The organism is Flavobacterium daemonense (assembly GCF_007341385.1).
Taxonomy (GTDB): Bacteria; Bacteroidota; Bacteroidia; order Flavobacteriales; family Flavobacteriaceae; genus Flavobacterium; species Flavobacterium daemonense.
This window is the reverse complement of record NZ_VJYD01000008.1, coordinates 153,851-176,735: the sequence shown is the minus strand read 5'-3', so window position 1 is coordinate 176,735 and position 22,885 is coordinate 153,851. Positions and strand designations below refer to the sequence as shown.

Sequence of the window (22,885 nt, the reverse complement as noted above, 5' to 3'; positions counted from 1 at the left end):
TGTACCGAAAAAAGAAATTTAAAGAAACTCGTTTCCACACATAGCTAAACTATGTGCATTGAAATTAGTGAAACGCCTTTCTTTTAAACCTTCAGAAATCTATGTTTCTATGTGTTGAAAATAATTACACAAAACATGTAACTTTAATACAAATTTACATCAATAACACGATAAAAATAAATTTCGCGTAACAATATAGAACTTGATTCGTCATACTAAAAACTAAAACCGAAAAAAACTTGGAAACCATTCTTACCATCGAAAATCTCAGTAAAAGATACGGACGTGTGCAAGCGTTGAAAAACGTATCATTCAGCATTCAGAAAGGCCATGTTTATGGTATTCTTGGTCCTAACGGAAGCGGAAAATCAACCACTTTAGGAATTGTATTGAATGTTGTAAACGAAACCTCAGGCAATTATAAATGGTTTGACGGAAAAATACAAACGCACGAAGCGCTGAAAAAAGTAGGTGCAATTATCGAGCGTCCAAACTTTTACCCTTATATGACAGCGGAAGAAAACCTGAAGTTAGTCTGCAAAATCAAAAACATCGGCTACGCTAAAATTATTGAAAAACTGAATCTCGTTGGTTTGACAGAAAGAAAAGACAGCAAATTCAGTACCTTTTCACTAGGTATGAAACAGCGTCTTGCCATCGCATCAGCACTTTTGAATGATCCCGAAATTTTGATTTTAGACGAACCAACAAATGGTTTAGACCCACAAGGAATCCACCAAATTCGCGATATTATAAAAGAAATCGCTGCGAAAGGAACCACAATTTTACTGGCTTCGCATTTATTGGACGAAGTCGAAAAAGTTTGTTCACATGTAGTGGTTTTAAGAAAAGGCGAAATTTTATATTCGGGTTCAGTTGATGCAATGTCGGCTAATGAAGGTTTCTTTGAAATTTCTTCGAATGATAATCAGGTTTTAAAATTGATTTTGAATGAGCATCCGGCCGTTTCCCAAATTAAAGAAGAAGATGAAAAAGTTTTAGTTTACTTAAAATCAGAACTCTCAGCTTCCGATTTAAATCAGTTTTTATTCTCAAAAAATATTGTTTTAAATCATTTGGTAAAACGCAAAAACAGCCTTGAAGCACAATTTTTAGAATTAACCAAAAACGCTACCATTCAAAAAAACTAAACCATGAACCGACTTATCTCTATAGAACTTCAAAAAATCTGGAAAAATAAATCCAGTCGTATCTTAACACTTGCTTATTTTATTCTGCTTTCATTTATAGCATTAATTGCTTCAATAAAATTCGATATTGGTCCGTTTAAATTTCATTTAGCCGAAATGGGAATCTTCAATTTTCCATTCATCTGGCATTTTAATACCTATGTTGCCGCTTGGTTGAAATTTTTCTTAGCCATTGTCATCGTCTCAATGATGGCAAATGAATACAGTTATGGCACTCTAAAACAAAACCTGATCGACGGTTTAAGTAAAAAAGAATTTATATTATCAAAATTTTTGACTGTTGTTCTTTTTGCTTTTGTATCAACACTTTTTGTTTTTGTAATGAGCTTGATTCTCGGCTTATGCTTTTCTTCTTATAATGAAATTGGAATTATCTTCAGCGATTTAGATTATCTGTTAGCCTTTTTTGTAAAGCTAGTTGGTTTCTTTTCGTTCTGTTTGTTTTTAGGAATTTTGATAAAACGTTCGGCTTTTGCTTTAGGATTTCTTTTAGTTTGGAATATTGTTGAAGCCATAATACGAGGCACTTTGGCATTTAGAGTCTTCCCGAACAGCGATACCGATGAGAAGATTACGCAGTTTTTACCTTTAGAATCAATGTCCAATTTAATTGTTAATCCAGCACCGCGATTATCTGTAGTCAAGAGCATTGGCACACAAATGGGAATCGACACAGATATTGATTATAGCGTTAGTTATTCGGCAGTTTTAATCGTTTTAGTCTGGACATTTTTATTTATATATTTTTCTTACAAACTATTAAAAAAAAGAGATTTATAGTATATTTGTTACTATGAATTATTCTAGAATTTTCCTTTTCATTATCTATATAAGTTGCGCATTTATCTCTGTAAATGCGCAAAATATTATTGTAGATGGCGCACGAACACCACAGCAATTAATCGAAAATACCTTAGTCAACAGTTCCTGTCTTACAATTACAAATACAAGTGGCAATGGAGATGGTGCTTTTCCTATTGTTCCTATGAGTTATGCTTATTTTAATGCAGGTACAAGCAATTTCCCATTTGCCGAAGGTGTTGTTTTAAGTACTTCTATGGGAAACCAAATAGCTGGACCTTATACCGCATCATATGGAGGAGGAAATAATGTTTGGCTTGGAGATGCCGATCTTGATCAGGCGTTAGGAATTAAATCTGTCAATGCTACAGTATTAGAATTTGATTTTGTTCCCTTGACCGATTTGATAAATTTTAATTACATTTTTGCTTCAAATGAATACCAATATGGCTATCCATGTCAATATTCAGATGGTTTTGCCTTTTTAATTAAAGAAACCGGAACAACTGATCCATATAAAAATATTGCTACGATACCAAATAGCGTTACTCCCGTTTCTTCCTTTAATATTCACCCGACAATTATACCCGGAAAAGATAGAAGCGGAGATCCCTATTTAGGTTGTCAGGCTGTTAATCCACAATATTTCAATGCATTCAATCCGCCGACAGCACCAATAAATTTTACCGCTCAAACGGTTACAATGAATGCAAGAGCCAATGTAACACCAGGAAAAAAATATCATATCAAACTTGTTATTGGCGATGACAGATTTGAATATTATGATTCGGCAGTATTTTTGCAAGCGGGCAGTTTTACTTCGCAGATTAATTTTGGAGAAGATCGAACAGTCGCAGGAAATAATCCAGTTTGTTTTGGAGAAACTGTGCCATTAAACACCAATTTACCTGCTACATATAGTTTTAAATGGTTTCAAGATGGCGTACAAATTCCGGGAGAAAACGGTCCTTCCTATAATGCAAAAACATCAGGAACTTACAAAGTAGAAGCTACTGTCACAGCTTCAACCTGTACTTTAACAGGGCAAATTAAACTTGAATTTGCTCCGGAAATTCTAACAACCAACACAACAATTGTACAATGTGATGACAATAATGATGGTACAACAATTTTTAACTTGACTAAAGCGGACAATATTATAAAAAATAACGCGCCAGATATTACAAACACTGGTTATTATGAAACATTGGCCGATGCTCAATCTAAAACAAATCCGATTGTAAATCCAAGCAAATACACAAATAAAAGCCTCAATCAAATTATTTTTGGAAGAATAGAAAACAAGTTTGGCTGTTATAAAACGGCTGAAGTAAATCTTCAAATTTCAAACAATACAATCGCAGCGCAAAATCCAGTTAAAACTTGTGATGGCGATGATAAACAAGATGGGTTTTATCAATTTGATCTTCAATCTCAAGTTACGCCACAATTATTAACTGGTCTTCCTGCAGGGTTGCAAGTAAATTATTTTTTAACTCCAAACGATGCTTTGCTTGAGACAAATGTGCTTCCGAATATTTTTAAAAACACAATTGCAGGCTCTCAAACTATTTATGCCCGAATTGTAAATGGTGCTGACTGTTATAATATTTCCCCAGTTACACTGACTGTCAACACTTTTGATCCGCCAAATTTTCAGGATGAATCAAAATCTATTTGCAGCAATGGTGATATTACTTTAAGCGTTGCCACAGGTTACAGCAGTTATTTATGGACGCCCGGAAATAGTACGTCAAATTCCTTGCTAGTCAACGTGCCAGGCGATTATTCGGTTACTGTGACTGATGCAAATGGATGCCAAAAAACTAAAAAATTCAAGGTTCTTTTGTCTGAACCGGCAGTCATTACTGATGCTGATGTTAAGGATTTTTCTGGAACTGATAATTCGATTTTATTAAAATATACAGGTACTGGCAATTATGAATTTTCACTAGATGGAGATGTTTTTCAAGATAATCCATTATTCACAGGCATCGAACCAGGAATTTACTATGCGGTTGCCAGAGATAAAAATGGTTGCGGACTTTCGAATCGTTTTTTAGTTTATGTTTTAGATTATCCTAAATTCTTTACACCAAACGGTGATGGGTATAACGACTTGTGGGCAATTAAAAATATAAATCTGATGCCAAATTACACTATTCGTATTTTTGATCGCTACGGGAAATTCTTGAAACAACTGAACCAAAACAGTACAGGCTGGAACGGTATATTTAATGGTGAACAATTGCCATCAGACGATTATTGGTTTACGCTTCTTTTTATTGACGGAAAAAGCGTAAAAGGGCATTTTAGTTTAAAAAGGTAAATTTCTTTTTAATCATCGTCTTTTCATGTTTTTTTTCTTTACAAATGTGTTTTTGGAACGTAGAAATTTCGAAACTCTTAAATTTTAAATATTTATAAATAAAAAACACTAGGTTTTTCAGTGAAAGTAAAATAAATCTTATTTTTGGTTTGGGCGATTCAATTCTGTATGCAGCCATTAAATAAGCCAATGAAAAAAACATTACACTTCTTTTTATTTTTGCTTTTCACGTTAAATTGTTTCTCGCAATTCAGCAAAACACATTATATACCGCCATTAATTTGCAATCCTTCATTATTAGTTAATGATCAATATCTTTATATTTCCACTCCAAGTACTGCAAATGTCAATTTTAAAATCATAGCTAATGGAGGAAGCGTAATAAACGGCACTGTAAACAGCAGTAATCCTTATCGATATTATATTGGCACTGGCCCAGGAACGCAGTTATTTGTTCCTTTGTTAAGTACTGGAGTTGTATCAAACCGAGGTTATGTCATAGAAGCTGAAGACCTAATTTATGTGAGCGCAAGGGTAAATGCTGTACTTGCTCAAAATGGCTATAATCATGCAGGGGGACTAGTCTCTAAAGGAAATAGTGCATTGGGTACTACTTTTAGATTAGGTGCAATGCTAAATCCACTAGTTGACCCCACTTTGGCCAACTTCACGTCTATAATGGCTACCGAAAATGGCACAAAAATTACCATTTCAAATATTCAAAACGGAACCAGACTCTCAGACGGAACAACCGTTTCGGGACCAATAACTGCTATATTGAATAAAAATGAAAGCTATATACTCACTTTATTTAATAACAATATAAACGAATCGCCCTCAAATAGCTCTAAATTAATTGGAGCATTGGTCACATCTGACAAGCCTGTGGTTGTTAACTCAGGTTCCTTTGGCGGAAGCAACAGCACCGAATTGGGAACAACTCAAAATGGCAGTCTGGCACCGTTAGGAAGAGATGTGGGTTTTGACCAAATTGTTTCGCTTGAAAAAACAGGAAAAGAATATATTTTCATAAAAGGACTTGGAACTGAAGAATTAGAACGTGTTTTACTTGTAGCGCATTACAATGGTACACAAGTATATCTTAATGGTTCAACTGTACCTTACAAAACGCTTAATAGTGGCGAATATGCAGCAATTGACGGAAACCAGTTCAATAACGGAACTTTATATGTAAAAACATCTGCAAATGTATTTGCCTATCAGAGCATTGGCGGAACAAATCACCCTGCCAACCAAAATTTATTTTTTGTACCACCAATAAATTGTGCCACGCCAAATACCGTTGACAACATTCCAGAAATTCAGTCAATTGGAAACAATTCATTTACCGGATATCTAAATATTGTAACCGAAACCGGCGCTACGGTTTTATTAAACAATAGCGCAATCTCGGCGCTCCCTACTCCAATTCAAGGAACAGCCGATTTTGTGCGTTATAGCGTTTCCAATTTATCAGGAAACATAGCTGTAAAATCAACAAAACAAGTTTATGTTTCTTATTTTGGAACCAATGGCGCTGCAACTTATGGCGGATATTATTCTGGTTTTGACCTAAAACCTGAAATTGTCAGCGGAAAAATTGCATTGAACAATTCGGCTTGTATTCCAAACGTTTCTTTAAAAATAAATACGCTTTCGTCTTATGATAATTTTCAATGGTATAAAGACGATGTTCTTATTCCGGGCGAAAACAAAAATAACTTCAGCCCTACTCAACCTGGCTTTTATCAAGTAAAAGGAAGTATTTCTGGTTGTGTAAGTGATGTTTTCTCCGATAAAATTCCGGTGAGTGAATGTCCAATCAATAATGATAATGACTTAGCCAACGATAATATCGACATCGATTATGATAATGATGGAATAACAAATTGTACCGAATCATATGGTGATTTGCCTATAAATATTTCAAATCCAAATTCGGGATTGGTAAAAGCAGGAACTTACTCAAATTCTTTCACAGGAACGATTACAAGCAGTACACCTGCCGCTGCAATACCTTTTACAGGAAATGCAGATGGAAGTTTCGTTACTGAAGTATTGGCTGGAAAAGGTTTTTCAGCAAGCTATAATCTGAATTTTGCAAAACCAATGAATATTCGTTTAGAATATAGTTCAACTGCAAATGCGACTGATTTATTAAATTCTGATTCTGAATATATTATCAATTCAGATATTGATAAAACCGTTACAGTTCTAAATCCTGATAATCAATTATTAATTGACACCAATTATGATGGAATATATGAAAGCGGTGTTACGCAGTTTTCTTCTTTTGAAATTCGCTTTCGATTAAATGGAAATGTGCCATTACCAGCTGGAACTGGTACATTCAAATTCCAATCTTATCAAACACAATCTTTTAAAATTACACACAAAAACCTGCTTGATACAGCAGGAAATAAAGCAACCTTTAAGGTCGTAGCAACTTGCGTTCCAAAAGACAGCGATGGCGATGGAATTCCTGATCAAGTAGATTTAGATTCGGATAACGATGGCGTTCCTGACGTAATTGAATCACAAATCAAGCCAATCGCTTTATCAAAAAAAGATACAAATGCTGATGGATTAGATGAAATTTTCAATATTGGAGCTAGTCCAATCGATACGGACAATGACGGGGTTCCAAATTACCTTGATTTAGATAGTGATAACGACGGAATCTACGATGTAGCAGAATCTGGAAGCAATGCTCCAGACACTAATCGAGATGGGATTGTTGACGCAACCGTTTTTGGAATCAATGGATTATCTGATGCTTTAGAGACAAATCCTGATAGTGGTGTTTTAAAATATACTATTCTAGATTCTGATACTGACGGAATACTGAACTACACCGAGATAGACAGTGACAACGACGGTTGTAATGATGTAATCGAAGCTGGATTTACTGATCCTGATTTTGATGGACATTTAGGAAATACGCCAGTTGTAGTAAATGCCTCTGGAGTTGTCACCAGCAGAACGGATGGTTATACGGTTCCAAATGGCAATTACATTATTGCAACTCCTATTGTAATCACCAAACAGCCCGAAAATCAGACAGTCTGTGAATTAGAAAAAGCAATTTTTAGTGTAGAATCGAATGCAGATAGTTTTCAATGGCAGTTTTCTGCAGATGGCGGAAGCAACTGGAATGCTTTGACTGAAAACGCAGTATATACAGGAACGAAAACCACCTCATTGACCATTCAAAAAACAAGCAAAACAATGAATGGCAATCAATTTCGCGTGCTTTTAAACAGAAACAATAATGCTTGCGGATTAACTTCTGCCAATTCTGTACAGCTAATTCTTAACGCTTTGCCGGTTTTAAATTCTCCAATTACATTAGTACAATGTGACGATGATACTGACGGAATTTCTAATTTTAATCTAACCGAGAAAAACAGTTTTATTTCTGCCAACTCCAATAATGAAACATTTACCTATTATACCACTTTGGCCAGCGCAAATACAAAAGATCCTGTTGGCTTGATTTCAAATCCACTTGCATACTACACAAGCAGTAATAAAAATATATGGGCAAGAGTTGAAAATGCAAATGGATGTTTTGCTGTTGCACAATTAAATTTGGTGGTTTCGACCACACAAATCGATCCTAATTTTAAAAGGTCGTTTACTATTTGTGATGATTTTGTAGACGCAGTAAATGATGACAAAGACGGAATCAGTGCATTTGATTTTAGCAGCGTAACTAACGAAATTCAAGCCATGCTTCCTTCAGCAAGTTCAAATTATGCTATAAAATATTATCCAACTGAAGCTGATGCTTTGGCAGAAATAAATGCAATTGCAGATCCTTCAAATTTCAGAAATACGGCCCCAAAACAACAAGAAATCTGGGTGCGCGTCGACAGTAACCTTGACAATGCGTGTTTTGGATTAGGTGCTTACATTACACTTAAAGTAAATCCTAAACCTGATATTGATGTCAATAGCAATCAAAATGCTGATAAATTAGTATGTTCTAATTTGCCTACTTTTTTTGTAAAAATTGATGCAGGAATTATAGGAAACGTTCCCGCGGACACTTATAGCTATATTTGGTCAAAAGATGGCAGTATTATTCCCGGAGCAACAAATGAAACGCTAGACGTGAATGAAGAAGGAAAATATACTGTTGAAGTTTTTACAAAGGATCAGGAAAGCTGCAGCAGAACAAGAACTATCATGGTAACAGCTTCTGATATTGCACATCTTGACTCAGTTGACATTTCAGATTTATCAGATTATAATACCGTTCAAGCGAATGTTTCCGGCGCAGGAAATTATGAATATAGTTTAGACGATCCAAATGGTTCTTTTCAAGAATCTAGTTTATTCGAGAATGTTCGCCCGGGTATTCATGATCTTTATATAAATGATAAAAATGGATGCGGGAAAATTTCAAAAACAGTAGCAGTTCTAGGAATTCCAAAATTCTTCACTCCAAATAATGATGGCCATAATGATTACTGGAATCTTCAGGGAGCAAGTGACACTTTTAATTCCGGAGCTAAACTTCTTATTTTTGATCGTTATGGAAAACTAATCAAGCAAATTTCTACCTCTGGTGATGGTTGGGATGGAACTTACACAGGAAATCCAATGCCAGCAGATGATTATTGGTACACCTTAAAACTAGAAGACGGACGTGAAGCAAAAGGTCATTTTAGTTTGAAAAGATAAAATTCAAAAAAAAATCAAAAATTTAGATCATAAAAAAAATCCCAAACTCCATAATGGAATTTGGGATTTTCTATATTGAGACTTAAAATCAATTAGATTTTATATCTTTTTCTATCAGTTTCACTCAAGTAAATCTTTCTTAAACGAAGAGATTTTGGAGTAACTTCAACATACTCATCTTTTTGAATGTACTCTAAAGCTTCTTCTAATGAGAATTTGATAGCTGGAATAATTCTAGCTTTATCATCAGCTCCAGAAGAACGAACGTTAGAAAGTTTTTTCGTTTTAGTAACGTTAACAGTCATATCGTCGCTACGAGTATTTTCTCCAATTACTTGTCCTTCGTAGATATCCTCGTTAGGATCAACGAAGAATTTACCACGATCTTGCAATTTATCGATAGAGTAAGGAATTGCTTTTCCGTTTTCCATAGAGATTAATGAACCGTTGTTACGTCCAGGAATTTCTCCTTTATATGGTTCATACCCAATGAAACGGTGTGCCATAATAGCCTCACCAGCAGTAGCAGTAAGCAATTGATTTCTTAAACCAATGATTCCACGAGATGGAATGTTGAATTTAATAATCATACGCTCTCCTTTACCTTCCATAGAAAGCATTTCACCTTTACGGATTGTTACGAATTCAACTGCTCTACCTGAAAGATTTTCCGGCAAATCGATAGTTAACTCCTCGATTGGCTCACATTTAACACCATCAATTTCTTTGATAATTACCTGTGGCTGACCAATTTGAAGCTCGTAACCTTCTCTTCTCATAGTTTCAATAAGAACAGACAAGTGAAGTACACCACGTCCAAAAACCATGAATTTATCAGCAGAATCAGTTTCACCAACTTTCATCGCTAAGTTTTTCTCAAGCTCTTTTGTCAATCTTTCACGGATGTGACGAGAAGTAACAAATTTACCTTCTTTACCAAAGAAAGGTGAATCGTTGATTGTAAACAACATACTCATTGTTGGCTCATCAATAGCAATAGTTTGTAAAGCTTCTGGGTTTTCAAAGTCAGCGATTGTATCACCAATTTCAAAACCTTCAATACCTACAACAGCACAAATATCACCAGCAACAACCTGATCAACTTTTCTACGGCCTAAACCTTCAAAAGTATGTAATTCTTTAATTCTTGATTTGATTACTTTACCATCTCTTTTTACTAAAGAAATTGGCGATCCTTCTTTCAAGATACCTCTTTCAAGACGACCAATAGCAATACGTCCAGTAAATGAAGAGAAATCTAAAGATGTAATCAACATTTGAGGCGTTCCTTCAGAAACTTTAGGAGCTGGAACATTAGCGATAACCATGTCCAATAATGGCTCAATGTTTTGTGTTTGATTTTTCCAATCATCAGACATCCAATTGTTTTTAGCAGAACCGTAAACAGTTGGGAAATCCAATTGCTCTTCAGTAGCACCTAATTCAAACATTAAGTCAAAAACTTTTTCGTGAACTTCTTCAGGAGTACAGTTTTCTTTATCAACTTTATTGATAACCACACATGGTTTCAAACCTAAATCAATAGCTTTTTGTAATACGAAACGCGTTTGTGGCATTGGACCTTCAAAAGCATCCACTAGCAAACATACACCATCGGCCATGTTTAATACACGTTCAACTTCACCTCCAAAATCCGCGTGGCCTGGAGTGTCAATAATATTGATTTTTGTTCCTTTATATTGAACTGATACGTTTTTAGAAGTAATAGTAATACCTCTCTCGCGCTCTAAATCGTTATTATCAAGAATTAAATCACCTGTGTTTTCGTTTTCACGAAATAATTGACAGTGATACATAATTTTATCAACCAAAGTGGTTTTACCGTGATCGACGTGGGCAATAATTGCAATGTTTCTAATAGATTCCATCTGTGATTTTTAATGGGCGCAAAGGTACACTTTATTTTTTAATAAAAAACGTTTCTAACATAGTTTGCGTGTATACAATCAATTAGTTAATATAAAACATCAAAAAACGGGCTTCAAATTGAACTTTACTTATTGTTGAGTTATAGTTAATTTAACTATATTTGAAGTAATGAAAAGTAAAACTCTCCAAATTACTCTAGTTTATATTCTAGTATCATTGTTTATGGCAATACTCTGTCATAAAATACTTACCACTTATTTCACCGACGTTAAATATTTTTATCTTTTTTTTCTTAAAGATATTTTTTTCATACTAACCACTGCATTATTTTTCAAATTCATAGTTTCTAAAAACGAAAAAAAGAATGTTACTGTTTTCAAAAAATTAAAAGAAACAAACGAAGAAATTAAAGAATCAAATGAAAAATATGATATTGTTGCAAAGGCAACGAGCGATACCATTTGGGACTGGAAAATTCAGGAAGACAGCATAAATTGGAACAAAGGAATTGAAGGCGTTTTTGGCTACAATCCTGACGAAGTAGGCAAAACTTCAAAATGGTGGTTTGACAAAATTCATCCTGAAGACAGCATCAGAATGTCCATAAAACTTTATTCCTTTATTGAGCAAAAAACAGAAAAATGGCAGGATCAATACCGATTCAGATGCGCCGATGGAAGCTACAAATATGTTCTCGACCGTGGATTTTTATTAAAAGATGAAAACGGAAGAGCCATTAGAATGATTGGAGCCATCCAAGATATTACCAAACAAAAAGAAGAAGAACAACGATTAAAACTTTTAGAAACCGTAATTACACAATCTAAAGACTCCATTTTAATTACGGAAGCCAATTCGCAGGCTAGAAAAATACCGAAAATTGTTTATGTAAATCCTGCTTTTTCACAAATGTCAGGTTATCTATCCAATGAAATTGTAGGCAAATCTCCGAATATTTTCAAAGGACCAAAATCGGATTCGGACGAATTAAAAAAACTATTAAGAGCAATTAAAAATGAAGAAGAATGCTTGATAGAAACCATTAGCTACACCAAACAAAAAGAAGAATATTGGGTTCGTTTCTCCATGATTCCGATTTTCAGCAATGAAGGATCAATTTCTCACTGGATTTCAATACAAAGAGACATCACCGAAGAAAAAAAGCTTGAAACAGAAAAAGAACACCTTATTCGAGAACTGACCCAAAACAACAAAGACTTAAAACAGTTTTCATATATTACTTCTCACAATTTAAGAGCACCTTTATCAAACTTAATTGGACTTTTGAATCTTATCGAAGATATTCCGATTGAAAATCCAGAGCTTGAGGAAATTTTAGGCGGTTTCACAAAATCAACACATTTGCTTAACGAGACTATTAATGATTTAGTCAAAGTCATCATTATAAAAGATAATCCTTCAATGCAAAAAGAAGAAGTATCTTTGAAAGAAGTATTTGAAAATGTTTTTAGCCAATTATCTTTTCAGATAGAATTACACAAACCCATCATCAAACTAAAATTTGACCGTGTTCCTTTATTGAACACAAATAAAGCATATATAGAAAGTATTTTACTTAATTTGCTTACGAATTCGATCAAATATAAATCGGAAAACCGAAAATTAAAAATATCTATTACAGCAGAACAAATAGACAATAAAGCGATATTAACTTTTAAAGACAATGGAATTGGGATTGATTTAGAACGAAATCGAGACAAAGTTTTTGGCTTGTACCAACGATTTCATAATTACCCAGACAGCAAAGGACTTGGCTTGTACCTTGTAAAATCGCAGGTAGAAACCATGGGAGGAACAATCAGTATAGAAAGTGAAGTCAATAAAGGCACAACCTTTATAATAACATTTAAAAATTAACATCATGCTCGAGCAAATTTTATGCATTGACGATGACCCAATCACGTTAATGTTATGTAAGAAAGTAATTTCGAAGTCACAAATTTCGCATGAAATTATCACCGCTCAAAATGGAGAAGAAGCCCTTCACCACTTCAACACTTTAAAATACCACAAAAATAAAGACAACAAAAAACCCGAATTGATTTTTTTAGATTTAAACATGCCTGTGATGGGCGGCTGGGAATTTTTAGATCATTTTACTTCTCCAGATTACGCCGAATTCAACAGTGCTAATGTCATCGTTTTATCTTCAACAATTGACCCAGAAGATTTAGCCAAAGCAAAGAAATACCCAATAATAATAGATTTTCTTTCAAAGCCAATTACACAGCCAATGCTAGAATACCTTAAAAAGAAGATTGATTTGTAAATAAATTCCAATTTTCAAAATCAGGATTTGGAATTTTTCATTTAAGGGTTGTATTCGACTTTGGACTTGAGACTTTAGACCTTCCAACTTAAGCATAAACAAAAAAAGTCCTCTAAAAGAGGACTTTTTTATATTTTTAAGATTGTAATTAATTACAATTTAGCAACATGTTTTGTTAATTTAGACTTCAAGTTAGAAGCTTTATTATCATGAATGATGTTCTTTTTAGCTAATTTATCAATCATAGAAATTACAGTTGATAATTTTGCACTAGCATCAGCTTTATCAGTAGCTAATCTTAATGCTTTAATAGCATTACGAGTAGTTTTATGTTGATATCTATTAAGAACTCTTCTTTTTTCGTTACTTCTGATTCTTTTTAATGCTGACTTATGATTTGCCATTTTCTTTTAATTTTAGATGTAATAATAATTATAAATACTAGTTAAAAAAGAAAAACCTCCCACAACTGTAAAACAATCACTTTGGTTTTAACTAATAAAACAAAAACCGAGACACCAATCTTTATTTTATAAAACTTATTTACAACTAATTTGTAGTCCGTAGGGGAATCGAACCCCTGTTACCAGGATGAAAACCTGGCGTCCTAACCCCTAGACGAACGGACCTGATTCTCCTAAGTTGGAAACTATTCAATATGTAATATAACTTGTAGTCCGTGGGGGAATCGAACCCCCCTTACCAGGATGAAAACCTGGCGTCCTAACCGATAGACGAACGGACCGTGCTTCTCTAATGCGGATGCAAAGATACATCTATTTTTTAGTTGCACAATACCTACAGTAAAAAAAAATATTTTTTTTTAATATGCCTTAGCAAAAAGCACTCTTTTAGACGAAGGATTCCCACTAAACACACAGGTTCCCGCCTCTTCAACAGCATCCAAAGGAATGCATCGAATAGTGGCTTTTGTCAAATCTTTTATCTTTTCTTCAGTCGCTGCAGTTCCATCCCAGTGAGCAGAAATAAATCCTCCTTTACCGTCTAAAACTTGCTTAAATTCCTCAAAATTATTCACTTCAGTTATATGAGTATTTCGATAATTTAATGCGCGATCAAATAAATCTTTTTGAATTTGCTCCAAAAGATCATTTACATATTCAACGATTTTTTCGCTTGCAACAACTTCTTTCGACAAATTATCGCGTCTTGCAACCTCAAAAGTTCCATTTTCTAAATCTTTTGGACCAACGGCAATTCTAACTGGAACTCCCTTCAACTCCCATTCCGCAAATTTGAATCCTGGTTTTTGAGTTGTTCTGTCATCATATTTTACCGAAATCTTAAGTTTTTTCAATTTTGCTGTCAATTCATTTACAGCAGCGGTAATTTGCGCTAATTGTTCATCAGTTTTATGAATTGGAACAATCACCACTTGGATTGGCGCTAAATTTGGAGGCAAAACCAAACCTTGATCATCAGAATGCGTCATAATCAAAGCTCCCATTAATCGAGTCGAAACCCCCCAAGAAGTCCCCCACACATGTTCTTGTTTACCTTCTGCGTTAGCAAACTTCACATCAAAGGCTTTTGCAAAATTCTGACCTAAAAAGTGAGAAGTTCCTGCTTGTAAAGCTTTTCCGTCTTGCATCAACGCTTCGATACAATAGGTTTCGTCTGCACCTGCAAAACGCTCTGTTTCAGTTTTAAAACCTTTCACAACTGGAATTGCCATGAAATTTTCAGCAAAATCAGCGTAAACATTCATCATTTTTTCTGACTCTTCAATAGCTTCTGCTTTTGTAGCGTGAGCAGTATGCCCTTCTTGCCATAAAAATTCAGCAGTTCTTAAAAACAAACGCGTACGCATTTCCCAACGAACTACATTTGCCCATTGATTAATCAGCAAAGGCAAATCTCTATAAGATTGAACCCATCCTTTATATGTAGACCAAATAATTGCCTCACTCGTTGGACGAACAATAAGTTCTTCTTCTAATTTAGCGTTTGGATCAACCATTAATTTACCTGGTCTCTCCTGGTCATTTTTCAATCTGTAATGTGTTACAACAGCACATTCTTTAGCAAATCCCTCAGCATTTTTTTCTTCCGCCTCAAACATGCTTTTAGGCACAAATAAAGGGAAATAAGCATTTTGATGACCTGTCTCTTTAAACATTCGATCTAGCTCAGCCTGCATTTTTTCCCAAATAGCATATCCGTACGGCTTAATGACCATACATCCTCTAACACCTGAGTTTTCAGCTAGATCTGCTTTTACAACCAGTTCATTATACCATTTCGAATAATCTTCTGATCTTGTAGTGAGGTTCTTACTCATATTATATAGTTTGGCACAAATTTTGTTTTAATAATTTTAACTAAATAGTTTGACAAAACTAACTATTTTTGTAATGTGCAACAATAAAAAACACCACAGATATGAAAACTTCTACATCTCTCCGCCAAAACTCAAGTTACTTTTACTTAATTGGATTACTGAGTTTTCTGCTTGCATCGTGTGGTTCTTACCAAAACACCTCTTATTATGACAATGATGGCGTTTATGGAAAATCAACAAACACGTACGCACAAACGACATCTACAAATGCTAACGTTAACAATCAATACAAAGATTACTTCAAATCACTTCAGGACGAAAATCAGCCAACTGAAATTTTTACTGATGTAGACAATTATACTAGTAATTATGCCGTAAACGACAGTACTCAAACAGCATCTACTACAGCTTATCCTGGCTGGGGAAGTGGTACTACAGAAACTTCAGTAACCTACTATTCTGATCCATCATTTTATTGGGGAATCGGATTTGGATGGGGCTATCCTTATTATGGTTACGGATGGGGATACCCTTATTACGGATGGGGTTATTATCCTGGATGGGGATATCCAGGTTGGGGATACCCAGGATACGGTTACGGATATTACAACAATTACAATTATAGCTATGGAAGAAGAGGGTCTGCCGCTTATTACGGATCTCGAGGATATTCTTCAAGAGACTACTCATACGCATCAAGAGGTTCATATGCTGGAAGAAATTATGCTGGAAGAAGCGCTACGACTTTCAATGGAAGAGATTACGCTAACAGAAGCAGCTATACTACAAACAACAGAGGCTATTCAGATTTCAGAAGAAGCTCTTCTGTAAACGGAAGAACGTATTCAAGCCCAACTTTCACAGATAGAAGAAGCACTGCACAAGGTCAAAGCAGTGGTTATGATTACGCCAATAGAAGATCAAGTGCCGGAACAACAAACAGAAGCTACAGTCCGTCAAGCGACTACTCTTCTAGAAGCTACTCTCCTAGCCCATCACGCTCAATGAACAGCGGCGGCGGCGGAAGTGCGAGAGGCTACAGCGGCGGCGGTGGCGGCGGTGGCGGTAGATCATACGGCGGTGGCGGTGGCGGCGGAAGAAGATAAAATCTCTTCTGCAAATCATTCAATCATTTTAAAAACTTAACCAGATGAAAAAAATATTCTTCCTATTTATAGCGGGGCTATCTATTAGTGCCGTACATTCTCAAGAAATATCAGACGCCGTTCGTTACGCACAGGACAATCTAACAGGTACTGCTCGTTTCAGAGCAATGAGCGGTGCATTTGGAGCTGTTGGTGGAGATTTATCCGCTTTAAGCGTCAATCCTGCAGGATCAGCAATATTCAACAACAACCAACTTGGCGTAAGTTTTAGCAATCAGAACATTAAAAACAATTCTAATTATTTTGGAACTGAGACGAGCAACAAAGACAACTCCTTTATATTAAACCAAGCTGGTGCTGTTTTTGTTTTTCATGATCATAATCCAAAAAACAATTGGACAAAAATTGCAATTGGAACCACTTACGAAAATGCAAACAATTTTAACAGCGATACTTTTTCTGTCGGAACTAATCCACGAAACTCTATCGATCAATACTTTTTGACTTATGCTAATGGAATCCCGTTAGGAAACATAACCACTATTCCATATCGCGATATGTATTATGATGAACAACAAGCTTATTTTGGCTACCAAGGCTTCGTCATCAACCCAGTTAACCCAAACGACAACAACAATACTCAGTATGTTTCTGGCGTGCCAGCTGGCGGCAACTACTATCAAGAAAACGAAATTTACGCTAGAGGATACAACAGTAAACTGAGCTTCAATATAGCAACTTCATACAAAGACAGAATTTATTTTGGAGCCAACCTAAACGTACATATTACAGATTACAGAAGATCTAGCAGTTTCTACGAAGACAATAGTAATCCGCTAGAAGCACGCGAAACCATTTCGAATCTTCGCTTTAACAATGAGCTATACACTTATGGAAACGGATTTTCTTTTCAATTAGGCGCTATTGCAAAAGTTACTGACGCATTCAGACTTGGAGTCGCGTACGAATCAAATACTTGGTATGATTTGTACGATGAAGTTTCACAAAGCTTATTTACGACTCGACAAGCAGCAGGTGGTCAAGAAATACACGAATCAATCAATCCAAATATCATCAATGTGTACGACAGATACACTTTGCAGACACCTGGAAAATTTACTTTTAGTGGCGCTTATGTATTTGGAAAATCCGGTTTAATCAGTCTTGATTACTCAATTAAAGATTATGCAAATACAAAATACAAACCGACAAGCGACCCAGGATTTAGAGGATTAAATGCTGACATGAGCAACCAATTGACATCTGCTGGAGAATTAAGAATTGGTGCCGAATATAAAATTCAGCGATTAAGCCTACGTGGCGGATATCGTTTTGAAGGAAGTCCTTATAAAAACGGAACCACAATTGGTGATCTAAACAGCTATTCAGGAGGTTTGGGATATAGTTTTGGAGGAACTAAATTAGACTTAGCATATTCTTATTTAGAAAGAAAATCAAATCAAGGATTTTTTGCAACTGGATTTACTGACGGAGCAAACATCACATCAAAACTCAACAATGTCACTATGACTTTATTATTTGAATTGTAATTAGAAATTAAAATAGATTACCCAAGATTTCCGTCAGGTGTTTGCTTGACGGATTTTTTTATTCCCGACAGAAGCGATATCGACTTCATAAAAAACACCTAAAAGAAACCGAAACAAGCGGTGTTTGAATAAAAAAGTGTAATTTTGCACTCCAATTTATAAAAGTATGAGAACCAAGTCTTTAAAAAAGAACAAAATTAACGTTATCACTCTTGGGTGTTCAAAAAATGTTTATGACAGTGAAGTCCTAATGGGACAACTGCGTGCTAATGGAAAAGAAGTTGAACATGAGGCTCCTGCAGAAAAAGAAGGAAACATTATTGTAATCAACACTTGTGGATTTATTGACAATGCGAAAGCCGAGTCTGTAAATATGATTTTGGAATACGCAGACAAAAAAGACAGAGGATTAGTTGATAAAGTTTTTGTAACCGGATGTTTATCTGAGCGTTACAGACCAGATTTAGAAAAAGAAATTCCTAATGTAGATCAATATTTTGGTACAACTGAATTACCACAATTATTAAAAGCTTTAGGAGCTGATTATAAACATGAATTATTAGGAGAACGTTTGACTACGACTCCAAAAAATTATGCTTACTTAAAAATTGCCGAAGGATGCGACAGACCTTGCAGTTTTTGTGCGATTCCGCTTATGCGTGGATCACACGTTTCTCAACCAATTGAAAAATTGGTAAAAGAAGCAGAAGGATTAGCTAAAAACGGCGTTAAAGAATTAATTTTAATTGCTCAAGATTTGACTTATTACGGTCTTGATCTTTATAAAAAGAGAAATCTTGGAGAACTTTTAGAAGCACTAGTTAAAGTTGAGGGAATCGAATGGATTCGTTTGCATTACGCCTTCCCTACAGGTTTCCCAATGGACGTTTTGGAAATCATGAAACGTGAACCAAAAATCTGTAATTACATCGATATTCCATTGCAGCATATTTCTGATTCTATTTTAAAATCAATGCGTCGTGGTACTACTCAAGCCAAAACGACTCAATTATTAAAAGATTTCCGTGCATCAGTTCCGGGAATGGCAATTAGAACAACCTTAATCGTTGGATACCCAGGAGAAACTCAGGAAGATTTTGAGATTTTGAAAGATTTTGTTCAAGAAATGAAATTTGACAGAATGGGATGTTTCGCGTATTCTCACGAAGAAAACACGCACGCTTATTTATTAGAAGATGATGTTCCGGATGATGTAAAGCAAGCCAGAGCAAATGAAATAATGGAACTTCAGTCACAAATTTCTTGGGATTTGAATCAGGAAAAAGTTGGGCAAGTTTATAAATGCATCATTGACAGAAAAGAAGGTGCTCATTTTGTAGGCCGAACTGAGTTTGACAGCCCAGATGTTGACAACGAAGTTTTGATCGATGCATCTAAATTTTACGTAAAAACAGGTGAATTTGTTAATATAAAAATAATAGAAGCAACAGAATTTGATTTATACGGAGAACCTGCTTAAATTTACGCTAAATTATTATCAATTTAGATAAACTCACTATGAAACCTACTAACAGATTTTTTCTTTTGATTTTTACTTTATGCTGTATCAATGCAGCATCTGCTCAATACGGTGGCGGTTACGGCGGCTACAATAATGGCTACGGCGGTGGTTACGGAAGTGGTTATGGTCGCGGAGGCGGTATGGGAATGGACAGAAGCATGATGGCTGGACCACAGAGCGCACCAAGCAAACCGAAAGAAATTCCTGCACAAGAAACTGCATCTAGAATCGTAGAACAAATGAAGCCAGAGTTAAATCTGGACGAACTTCAAGCTATTGCAATTACAAATGTTTTGGCAGACAGCGTGAAAGAACAAGGAGTTCTGTTGAAAAACGAAAGCAGCAGCCAAAGTGAAAAAATGGAACAGATCAAGGCTTTAAGAGAAAGTACCAATAAAAAAATTACAGCTTTCCTGAATCCTGATCAAATTGAGAAATACAACACTTTCATGAATAATTTCAAGGAAGTGAAGAAAGACAAATCAAAAAAGAAAAAAGATTCTAAAGACGCTAAGGACTCAAAAGAAGCAACAGAAGAAGAAAAAACAATAAAAGCTGGAGAATAATTTTCAAAGACTTCAACTTAAAATGTAAATGATCATGGTAAAAAAACATTTTTGTTATTTGATTTTAGCAATTATCATCACTTCTTGCTCTACAAATCCATACAAAAACACTGAGAAAGTATACGATCAGCAGCTTAAAAATTTAGAAAACCAAATTACAAGCAAAGATCCGCAGCCAATTCCAGCAATTAGTCCAGTTGTAATTGACACGACTTATGCTGCTCAATTAGGCATCGTAAAAGATACTTTGTCAAAAACGGGATCTACGCATTTAGTAAACGGAATTACGACAGAATGGATTGGTACAGTAAATTTCAATTTAAGAAAACCAAGTTTTATCATCATTCATCATACTGCCCAAGATTCACTAAAGCAGACGATCAATACTTTTACCAAAACTAAAACTCAGGTTAGCGCACACTATATAATTTCAGAAAACGGAAAAGTGGTGCAAATGCTGAACGATTATTTAAGAGCTTGGCATGCAGGCGCTTCAACATGGGGAAAGAATACGGATATCAATTCAAGTTCAATCGGAATTGAATTAGACAACAATGGTTTCAAACCTTTTACAGAAAGCCAAATCAGTAGTTTAGTAGCTCTTTTGACCAAACTGAAAAAAGATTACAATATTCCAACACAGAATATATTAGGACATTCTGATATTGCACCAGGTAGAAAACAAGACCCAAGTGCTTTATTTCCTTGGAAAACATTAGCAGAAAAAGGCTTCGGAATTTGGCCAGACGAAGTTCTAGAAGAAGCTCCTTTTGATTTCAAAATTGAACCAGCGCTAAGAATCATTGGTTACAACACAAAGAATCTTTCTGCAGCAATTATGGCTTTCAAACTGCATTACATTCAAACAGATGTAACTCCAACTTTGGATAGAAAAACAATCGATACGATTTACTCTATTTATAAAAAGCAAGTTCAATAATAGTTCCACACAAAATATAAAGACAAAGAGGCTGTTTATACAAACAGCCTCTTTTTTTATTACCTTAAATTAAAGCCTAATAGCACACAGACAACACAGATGAAACAGATTATTATCGTTCTTAGGTTGTGCATATCTGTGTAACATTTCAATATGTTATTCCAGACAAATCCTTTTATCACAACGAAAAGACGCAATGAATTGCGTCTCTACAGGCATTTTCCAACAACAATAGCCAATGACTATTTACTAATCACTATTCACATCTCACATTTTACATCTCACAATTCACATCTCACATTTTCCAATTTCACAAAAAAATAAAAAAGCTGCCAAAACATTAATTTGTTTCGACAGCTCCAAAAAAAAAAAAAAAAATATCAATCTTTATCTCTAGAATGAGTATGTTGTAGCTACTAGAGCGTAGAACGATCCGCCAGTTGGCAATGCATCTTTATCTAAAAAGATATCTTCAGAAGCAGCATCGTATCTTAACTCAGGAATTATAGTCAATTTTCCAACTTTATAGTTTAAAGAAACAGTATTTGCAAACACATTTGATCCTGTTAAAGTTCCTAAACTTGGCGCAGCATCTTTAGCATCAAAATATTCCATTCTGTAAGCCAATAACAATGATGGAGAGAAAGAGTAATTTGCATATCCTACTAATGAGAACCATTCACCATCTAAAGCGCTGTCAAAATCATTTTTTGTTTTAGCATAAGTTGCGTTGAACCCAAGACCAAAACTATCACTTATTGTTTTTGATGCTACAAAATCGATTTGTGTTTTATTTTCGTCAGATGCTGGATTGGCGCTTCCTGATGTAAAGTTCAAATAAGCACTTCCCGTTTCACCAATATACCCCACTTGTCCGATATATGTTTTTTGAGTCGAACCAGCATCCATCGCCGATTTAAAATCTGTTGGATTAGTGATACCAAACATTGCTGTAAATTTTCCTGAAGTATATACTGCTTTCACCCCCGTATTAAAGAAAGGCCCATAAGAAAACGCATATGACATACTGTAGTTTTTATTATCAACGGCATCTAGAACTTCGTACCCTATATGAGTACCAAAACTACCCGCAACAAATTTAAATTTATCAGTAACATTATAAGTAAAGAACAATTGTTTAATTAAAAATTTTGCATTTATATCTTTATCTGTTGTTTCATTATATGAAAATTCGCCTGCTCTTTTTCCGAATCCTAAGTCTACAAATACAGAAGCTTTTCCGAAAGTATGACTAGCTTCTACAGATGCCATTCCTAGTTCAAATGAATTCTGAGAGTTGGTAAAGCTCGTTAATCCATTCATTTGCTTAGAAAAATCATATTTATAGTACGCATCTGCTGATCCACCCCATGTCGTTGCTGGTGGAGTTGAAGTTTCAGTATCATCTTGTGCGAAAGCAAAAGAACTCGTTAACATCGCGGCTAAAATGTGTAATACTTTTTTCATGTTTTAATTGGTTTTTGGTTATTAATTGATTCTGGTTAGTTAATCTTTATATAGCTGTTTAATCGTATATGTCAATTCTAAATATCCCTCATCATCCTCAAAAAACCTCTTCATTTTCATTAGCGAATTTATTAACTTTTGTATGAGTAGAACAATTGAAAAGTACTTTTTTGATGTTTTACAAGCAGAATTATGGATTACAAAAATTAAAGAAGCAATAAT

15 protein-coding genes and 2 tRNA genes are annotated in these 22,885 nt (G+C 34.9%); 11 read left to right on the top strand and 6 right to left on the bottom strand.

Annotated features, from left to right (window positions below):
- The first annotated feature begins 239 nt into the window (after positions 1-239).
- The 4 genes from FND99_RS12340 to FND99_RS12325 all read left to right on the top strand — a co-directional run bounded on the left by FND99_RS12340 (position 240) and on the right by FND99_RS12325 (position 9,030).
- Positions 240-1,151 (top strand): ABC transporter ATP-binding protein, encoded by a 912-nt coding sequence (locus FND99_RS12340; RefSeq protein WP_144338261.1) that lies wholly within the window; start codon positions 240-242, stop codon positions 1,149-1,151.
- Between the two features lie 3 nt (positions 1,152-1,154).
- Positions 1,155-1,991 carry an ABC transporter permease gene (locus FND99_RS12335; protein WP_144338260.1) on the top strand — a complete coding sequence of 279 codons (837 nt, stop codon included), beginning with the start codon at positions 1,155-1,157 and terminating at the stop codon, positions 1,989-1,991.
- Positions 1,992-2,004: 13 nt separating this feature from the next.
- Positions 2,005-4,341 carry a T9SS type B sorting domain-containing protein gene (locus FND99_RS12330; RefSeq protein WP_144338259.1) on the top strand — a complete coding sequence of 779 codons (2,337 nt, stop codon included), beginning with the start codon at positions 2,005-2,007 and terminating at the stop codon, positions 4,339-4,341.
- A 189-nt stretch (positions 4,342-4,530) separates the two neighbouring features.
- Positions 4,531-9,030, top strand: a complete 4,500-nt coding sequence (locus tag FND99_RS12325; protein ID WP_144338258.1) for a T9SS type B sorting domain-containing protein — start codon at positions 4,531-4,533, stop codon at positions 9,028-9,030.
- A gap of 92 nt (positions 9,031-9,122) precedes the next feature.
- On the opposite strand, the gene typA is transcribed toward FND99_RS12325, so the two are convergent.
- Positions 9,123-10,919 carry a translational GTPase TypA gene (gene typA, locus FND99_RS12320; RefSeq protein ID WP_144338257.1) on the bottom strand — a complete coding sequence of 599 codons (1,797 nt, stop codon included), beginning with the start codon at positions 10,917-10,919 and terminating at the stop codon, positions 9,123-9,125.
- A gap of 223 nt (positions 10,920-11,142) precedes the next feature.
- Here typA and FND99_RS12315 point away from each other — a divergent pair, with 223 nt between their 5' ends.
- Complete coding sequence (locus tag FND99_RS12315) at positions 11,143-12,798, top strand: PAS domain-containing sensor histidine kinase (protein ID WP_246074212.1); 1,656 nt, start codon at positions 11,143-11,145, stop codon at positions 12,796-12,798.
- 4 nt (positions 12,799-12,802) lie between these two features.
- Complete coding sequence (locus FND99_RS12310; RefSeq protein WP_144338255.1) at positions 12,803-13,210, top strand: response regulator; 408 nt, start codon at positions 12,803-12,805, stop codon at positions 13,208-13,210.
- Between the two features lie 152 nt (positions 13,211-13,362).
- Here FND99_RS12310 and rpsT read toward each other — a convergent pair whose 3' ends face one another.
- From rpsT to proS, 4 genes are all read right to left on the bottom strand, one after another.
- Positions 13,363-13,614: a 30S ribosomal protein S20 gene (gene rpsT / locus FND99_RS12305; protein ID WP_115846807.1), complete on the bottom strand. Its 252-nt coding sequence runs from the start codon at positions 13,612-13,614 to the stop codon at positions 13,363-13,365.
- 153 nt (positions 13,615-13,767) lie between these two features.
- A tRNA-Glu gene (locus FND99_RS12300) sits at positions 13,768-13,839 on the bottom strand.
- 44 nt (positions 13,840-13,883) lie between these two features.
- Positions 13,884-13,955 (bottom strand) — tRNA-Glu (locus tag FND99_RS12295).
- A 78-nt stretch (positions 13,956-14,033) separates the two neighbouring features.
- Positions 14,034-15,512, bottom strand: a complete 1,479-nt coding sequence (gene proS / locus FND99_RS12290; RefSeq protein ID WP_144338254.1) for a proline--tRNA ligase — start codon at positions 15,510-15,512, stop codon at positions 14,034-14,036.
- Positions 15,513-15,613: 101 nt separating this feature from the next.
- Here proS and FND99_RS20255 point away from each other — a divergent pair, with 101 nt between their 5' ends.
- The 5 genes from FND99_RS20255 to FND99_RS12265 all read left to right on the top strand — a co-directional run bounded on the left by FND99_RS20255 (position 15,614) and on the right by FND99_RS12265 (position 21,196).
- Positions 15,614-16,618 carry a hypothetical protein gene (locus FND99_RS20255; RefSeq protein WP_211356627.1) on the top strand — a complete coding sequence of 335 codons (1,005 nt, stop codon included), beginning with the start codon at positions 15,614-15,616 and terminating at the stop codon, positions 16,616-16,618.
- A gap of 44 nt (positions 16,619-16,662) precedes the next feature.
- Positions 16,663-18,168, top strand: coding sequence for an OmpP1/FadL family transporter (locus FND99_RS12280; protein ID WP_144338253.1), 1,506 nt, complete (start codon positions 16,663-16,665; stop codon positions 18,166-18,168).
- A gap of 166 nt (positions 18,169-18,334) precedes the next feature.
- Entirely contained in the window at positions 18,335-19,648 is a 1,314-nt protein-coding gene (rimO, locus tag FND99_RS12275; RefSeq protein ID WP_144338252.1) for a 30S ribosomal protein S12 methylthiotransferase RimO, read from the top strand.
- Between the two features lie 38 nt (positions 19,649-19,686).
- Positions 19,687-20,256, top strand: a complete 570-nt coding sequence (locus tag FND99_RS12270; RefSeq protein ID WP_144338251.1) for a hypothetical protein — start codon at positions 19,687-19,689, stop codon at positions 20,254-20,256.
- 34 nt (positions 20,257-20,290) lie between these two features.
- Positions 20,291-21,196, top strand: a complete 906-nt coding sequence (locus tag FND99_RS12265) for an N-acetylmuramoyl-L-alanine amidase (RefSeq protein WP_144338250.1) — start codon at positions 20,291-20,293, stop codon at positions 21,194-21,196.
- Between the two features lie 393 nt (positions 21,197-21,589).
- Here the strand turns inward: FND99_RS12265 and FND99_RS12260 are convergent, their stop codons facing one another.
- Positions 21,590-22,663, bottom strand: coding sequence for an outer membrane beta-barrel protein (locus FND99_RS12260; RefSeq protein WP_144338249.1), 1,074 nt, complete (start codon positions 22,661-22,663; stop codon positions 21,590-21,592).
- Positions 22,664-22,885 lie beyond the last annotated feature (222 nt).